General features: G+C 63.7%; 5 protein-coding genes and 1 pseudogene. 4 read left to right on the top strand and 2 right to left on the bottom strand.

What is annotated here, in order from left to right:
- Positions 1-124 precede the first annotated feature (124 nt).
- From aspA to A2J03_RS25580, 3 genes are read left to right on the top strand one after another with little or no spacing between them, the layout of a single operon-like run.
- Positions 125-1,564, top strand: coding sequence for an aspartate ammonia-lyase (aspA, locus tag A2J03_RS25570; protein WP_068379805.1), 1,440 nt, complete (start codon positions 125-127; stop codon positions 1,562-1,564).
- A gap of 6 nt (positions 1,565-1,570) precedes the next feature.
- On the top strand, positions 1,571-2,998 hold the full coding sequence (locus A2J03_RS25575) for an amino acid permease (RefSeq protein ID WP_068379808.1): 1,428 nt from the start codon (positions 1,571-1,573) through the stop codon (positions 2,996-2,998).
- A gap of 4 nt (positions 2,999-3,002) precedes the next feature.
- A complete protein-coding gene (locus A2J03_RS25580; RefSeq protein ID WP_068379817.1) occupies positions 3,003-3,863 on the top strand; it encodes an asparaginase in 861 nt (286 codons plus the stop codon).
- Between the two features lie 8 nt (positions 3,864-3,871).
- Here the strand turns inward: A2J03_RS25580 and A2J03_RS25585 are convergent, their stop codons facing one another.
- Positions 3,872-4,684, bottom strand: coding sequence for an MOSC domain-containing protein (locus A2J03_RS25585; protein WP_068379811.1), 813 nt, complete (start codon positions 4,682-4,684; stop codon positions 3,872-3,874).
- Positions 4,685-4,705: 21 nt separating this feature from the next.
- On the opposite strand from A2J03_RS25585, the gene A2J03_RS25590 reads away from it, so the two are divergent.
- Complete coding sequence (locus tag A2J03_RS25590) at positions 4,706-5,278, top strand: isochorismatase family protein (protein ID WP_068379814.1); 573 nt, start codon at positions 4,706-4,708, stop codon at positions 5,276-5,278.
- Here A2J03_RS25590 and A2J03_RS25595 read toward each other — a convergent pair.
- A pseudogene (locus tag A2J03_RS25595) lies at positions 5,275-5,637 on the bottom strand (hypothetical protein); the annotation flags it as partial. The gene A2J03_RS25590 and the pseudogene A2J03_RS25595 sit on opposite strands and share 4 nt — an antisense overlap.

The following is a 5,637-nucleotide window of genomic DNA, read 5'->3' on the forward strand; positions in this document are numbered from 1 at the left end:
GTCCTCTTCCTGTGCCGAGGTGGTCAAGCCAGCGGTTGACGGCTGACGTGTCATAGTTCACACTCTAACCTGTCAGACAGCCGGACAGCCGGACGGCCGCCGTCGAGTAATCAGGGAGCAAGTAGTGGACGCTATACGTGTCGAGAAGGACCTTCTCGGCGAGCGCGAGATACCCGCAGACGCGTACTGGGGTATCCACACCCTGCGCGCGCTGGAGAACTTTCCGATCACCGGGCGCCCCATCTCGACAAACGCCCACCTGATCCGCGGCCTCGCCGCCGTGAAGTGGGCGGCCGCATCGGCCAACGAGGACCTGGGCATTCTCGACGACACCCGCAGCGAGGCCATCCGTCAGGCCTGCCAGGACATTCTCGACGGCCGACTGCACGAGCAGTTCGTCGTCGATGTCATCCAGGGTGGTGCGGGCACCTCGACCAACATGAATGCCAACGAAGTGATCGCGAACCGTGCGCTCGAGATCCTCGGGTATGGCCACGGCGAGTACAGCCACGTGCACCCCAACGAACACGTCAACGCCAGTCAGTCGACGAACGATGTCTACCCGACGGCTGTCAACGTCGCCACGATCTACGCAACACACGAACTCATCGACGCGATGAAATTCCTGCGCGACGCCTTCCGCCGCAAGGCGACCGAGTTCGCCACCGTCGTCAAGATGGGGCGCACGCAGTTGCAGGACGCGGTGCCGATGACGTTGGGGCAGGAGTTCGGTACCTACGCGATCATGATCGACGAGGACTGCTCCCGGCTCGAGGAGGCCGCGCTGCTGGTGCACGAGATCAACCTCGGTGCAACGGCGATCGGAACAGGGCTCAACGCGCCGGTCGGATACACGGCGTCGGCGGTCGCGCACCTGCGCACCATCACCGGGCTGCCGCTGGTCACCGCGACGGATCTGATCGAAGCGACGCAGGACGTCGGCCAGTTCGTGCACTTGTCCGGTGTTCTCAAGCGCGTGGCCGTCAAGCTGTCCAAGATCTGCAACGACCTACGATTGCTGTCCTCGGGCCCGCGGGCCGGCTTGAACGAGATCAATCTTCCTCCGATGCAGGCAGGTTCGTCGATCATGCCAGGCAAGGTGAACCCGGTCATTCCGGAGGTACTGAACCAGGTGGCCTTCGAGGTCATCGGGCACGACGTCACCATCACCATGGCTGCCGAGGCAGGACAGTTGCAGCTCAACGCATTCGAGCCGATCATCGTCAAATCCCTGTCCGACGGCATGGCACATCTGAGTGCCGCGTGTCGCACCGTCGCCAGTCGCTGCGTCGACGGCATCACCGCCAACGTCGAGCTGCTTCGTGAGCGGGTCGAAAACTCGATCGGTCTGATCACCGCATTGAGCCCGTATCTCGGATACGCCGAGTCCACCGCAATCGCGCAGGAAGCCCTGCTCACCGGCCGCAACGTCGTCGACCTCGTTCTCGAGAAGAAGTTGATCGCTCGCGACGAACTCGACCGTCTGCTCAGCCCGGAACATCTCGCCAATCTGCGCGTCGCACCCATCGAACACGCCGACGCCCCCGACACCTCGACAAGGTAGGCATTCATGACCATCGACCAGAGAGTCGCAGTCAGGAACGAAGATCTCGGATTTCGGAAGTCACTGAAACCCAGACAGATTCAGATGATCGCCATCGGCGGTGCCATCGGCACCGGTCTGTTCATGGGAGCCGGTGGCAGGCTCCACGACTCGGGGCCCGCACTCGTGCTGGTCTACGCACTGTGCGGATTCTTCGCCTTTCTGATCCTGCGTGCTCTGGGTGAGCTCGTGATGCACAGGCCGTCGTCGGGGAGTTTCGTCTCGTACTCGCGAGAATTCTTCGGCGAGAAGATGGCTTTCGCGGCAGGCTGGCTGTACTGGATGAACTGGGCGATGACGGCTGTCGTCGACGTCACTGCCGTCGCGCTGTACATGAACTTCTTCAAGAAGTACTGGGCACCGCTCGGCGACGTCGATCAGTGGGTGTTCGCACTCATCGGACTCGTCGTCGTACTCTGTCTGAACCTGGTGTCCGTCAAAGTCTTCGGTGAACTCGAGTTCTGGTTTGCGCTCATCAAAGTCATTGCGCTGGTGACCTTCCTGGCTGTCGGCGTCTACTACGTGGTGTTCGGAACCCCGATCGACGGACAGTCACCCGGGCTCAGTGTGATCACCGACAACGGCGGACTGATACCCAACGGCCTCCTGCCAGCCATCGTCGTCATCCAGGGTGTCGTGTTCGCGTACGCATCGATCGAGTTGGTGGGCACCGCGGCCGGGGAGACGGCCGATCCGGAGAAGGTCATCCCCAAGGCAATCAACACGGTCATCGTTCGAATCCTGATCTTCTACGTGGGATCCGTTCTGCTGCTGTCGCTCCTGCTTCCGTATACCGCGTACCACGCAGGTGAAAGCCCGTTCGTCACCTTCTTCGGCGCTATCGACGTGCAGGGCGCCGGTGCGATCATGAACCTCGTCGTCCTCACCGCGGCGCTGTCGAGCCTCAACGCCGGCCTGTATTCGACCGGGCGCATCCTGCATTCGATGGCCGTAGCCGGGTCCGCTCCCAAGTTCGCGGCACGGATGAACAAGTCGGGCGTCCCCTACGGCGGCATCGCACTGACTGCGGTGGTGGCGCTGGCGGGCGTCGGGCTCAATGCCGCTGTGCCCGCCCAGGCCTTCGAGATCGTCTTGAACCTTGCAGCTCTCGGTATCATCAGCGCATGGGCCGTGATCATCCTCTGTCAGCTGAAGCTGTGGTCGCTCTCGCGCACAGGACAGATCGAGCGGCCGAAGTTCCGAATGCTCGGCGCGCCCTACACCGGCATCGCAACACTCGGATTTCTGCTGGCAGTGCTTGTTCTGATGGCGTTCGACAAGCCGGTCGGCACCTGGACCATCGCCTCGATCCTGATCATCGCGCCTCTTCTGGTGGGTGGTTGGTTCCTGTGCCGCAGTCGTATTCGTGCGCTGGCCGAAGAACGAGAGGTATGACAGCTTGTCTTACATTGCCCTGCTGACAACAGGCGGAACCATTGCCAGCATCCGCGACGAGAACGGCATCAGTCGGCCTGGTCCCGGTGGACTCGGACTCGATGTCGCGTCCGAGGTGACGGTTCGCCACCTGATGTCCAAGGACAGTTCGACGTTCGACTTCGGCGACATGGACCGGATTGCCGACGCCGTCGCCGAAGCACTCGTCGACGATGCGTGTCAGGGCGTCGTCGTGCTGCACGGCACCGACACCATGGAGGAATCAGCGCTGCTCGTCGACCTGTTCCACGACGACCCTCGACCGGTGGTGTTCACCGGTGCTCAGCGCACGTCCGATCACGAAGCTCCGGACGGTCCCGTCAACGTGGCTGCCGCACTGGAACTGGTTCTCGACGACGCGAATCGAGGGCGCGGTGTTCTCGTCGTGTTCGGCGGACGTGCACTGCCCGCACGCGGTCTGTCGAAGTGGCACACAACCGATCTCGATGCGTTCGTCAGCTCGGCGGAACCACGCGTGGTCGTTCCGAGAGTCGACCTGTCAGGGGTGCGGGTCGACATCGTGGCCCTGTATCCGGGGGCCGATGCGGTAGCGATCGAGGCGTTCGTCGCGGCGGGCACCGACGGAATCGTCCTGGAAGCAACAGGTTCCGGGAACACCAACGCGCAGGTCGTCGACGCCGTGAAATCCTGCAGTGTTCCGGTCGTGGTCACGACGCGCGTGCCGGTCGGCGCCATCGAGCCCACGTACGGCGGTGGTGGAGGAGGGGCAGACCTCGTCGACGCCGGGGCGGTGTTCTCGCCGCTGTTGCGGGCGGGTCAGGCCCGGGTGTTGCTCGCTGTGCAGATCGCGTCGGGGAGATCGTAGGCTGGCAGCTACAGTTCTGTGTCGCCCCAGCTCGCGACCGTGATCTCGTCCCCGACGGTCACCGTCCCGCCGCGGAGGACCGTGAACTTCGACCCGAACGCGACGCCCTTCTGTCGTGCCGTGCGGTACGTCGCCAGTGTCGCCAGCGGTTCGCGCCCGTCGCGGCGGCCGAGGCTCTGATCGACGGTGGTGACCGGGCACCGGATCGCAAGTTTGGTGTAGGTGAGCTCGGTGTCGCCGATCGTGATGCCGCGCACCAGGTCCTCGGTGTGCGGCGAATCCCAGCCGTCGACGACGATGTTCGGACGAAACCGATTCATCGGCAACGCAGTGTCCAGTCGTGCATTGAGCCCGTCCAAGGTGGACGTCGACAGCATGTGGACTGCCGAACTGTCCGCGAATCCAGCTGTCCCCGGCGCTATTCCGTCCGTGACTCGGCGGAAGTCCTCGGGTACTGCGACGAGACGTGACTTCTCGCCGATCACCTCGCTCAGAAACGACGCAACGTCCTCGCCTTGATCTATGCCGCGGAACGGACGGCCGAACATCGTTACCTCGCACGCCGAGGACGCCTTGTCGATCGGGCAGGTCACCGAGCCGACATCCGGGTGGAGGAGCGTCAATCGGTCGTCGTCGATCGTTGGGTGAATCAGGGCCAACATCGGATCGCGTCGTTGACTGCGGAACGACAGATCCTCGTCGACGATCATGAATTCACGGTCGTGCTCGATACCGCGGAACGTCATGCGCGCGGACCGAAGCGAATTGCCCGCGCAGCCCTTGACCGGGTAGCAGACCAACTCGGATACCGTCGCATTCACAGCGACGAGGATACTGGGGTCATGACACGTGCTCTTCTGCTAGTCGATGTCCAGAACGATTTCACCGAAGGTGGTGCGCTCGGTGTCGTGGGTGGTGCCGAGGTCGCGCGGCGAATCAGCGGGCTTCTGGCAAGCGAAGGAGACGCGTACGACGTCATCGTCGCGTCACGGGATTGGCACGATGCCGACAGCCACAACGGTGGCCACTTCGCGACCGACGAGCCGCCCAACTTCACCTCCACCTGGCCCGTCCACTGCGTTGCGGGCACCACGGGTGCCGAGTACCACCCGGACCTGGCCCTCGGTTCGGTGGACGTACACGTGTTCAAAGGGCAGGGAAAGCCGTCGTATTCGGCGTTCGAAGGTTCGACGGACGACGGACTGCCACTTCGTGAGGTACTGGCGAGCAACGAGGTGACCAACATCGACATTGCCGGGATCGCCACCGACTACTGCGTCCGGGCGTCGGCGCTCGATGCGATCGCCGCCGGACTGAAGGTGCGAATCCTGACGGGCTTCGTCGCGGGGGTGGCGCCTGGGACATCGAACGCGGCCTTGAACGAACTGTCCGACGCTGGGGCAGAGCTCTCCTAGTCGGAGTCGATCGTCGTCGTGATCGAGGTGACCGACGGCGCAGCGGGGGTGCTGCCGAATCCGAAGGTCACCGGGGGAGTGACGGGCGTCAGGTGACCGAGGTCTTCGGCGCGCCACGACGCCTCGGCGGCGGTGATCTTGTGCTGCTGTCGCGCCCCGTAGGACTCGCGTCTGCCGTTGCCCGCGCTGCCACGGGTGCGCACGCCGCGCAGGACCACGCGGGCTATCGGGTCGGAGATACGGCAGAACCACGGTGCTGTCGACACCGTGTTCGGGACCAGATGAAGGAGCCGACCGAGTGCGGTCGGCCCGCCAGTGGTCACCGATACCCGAAGGTCGTCGGCAGCGAGTTCGACGTG

The organism is Rhodococcus sp. EPR-157 (assembly GCF_001647195.1).
Lineage (GTDB): Bacteria > Actinomycetota > Actinomycetes > Mycobacteriales > Mycobacteriaceae > Rhodococcoides.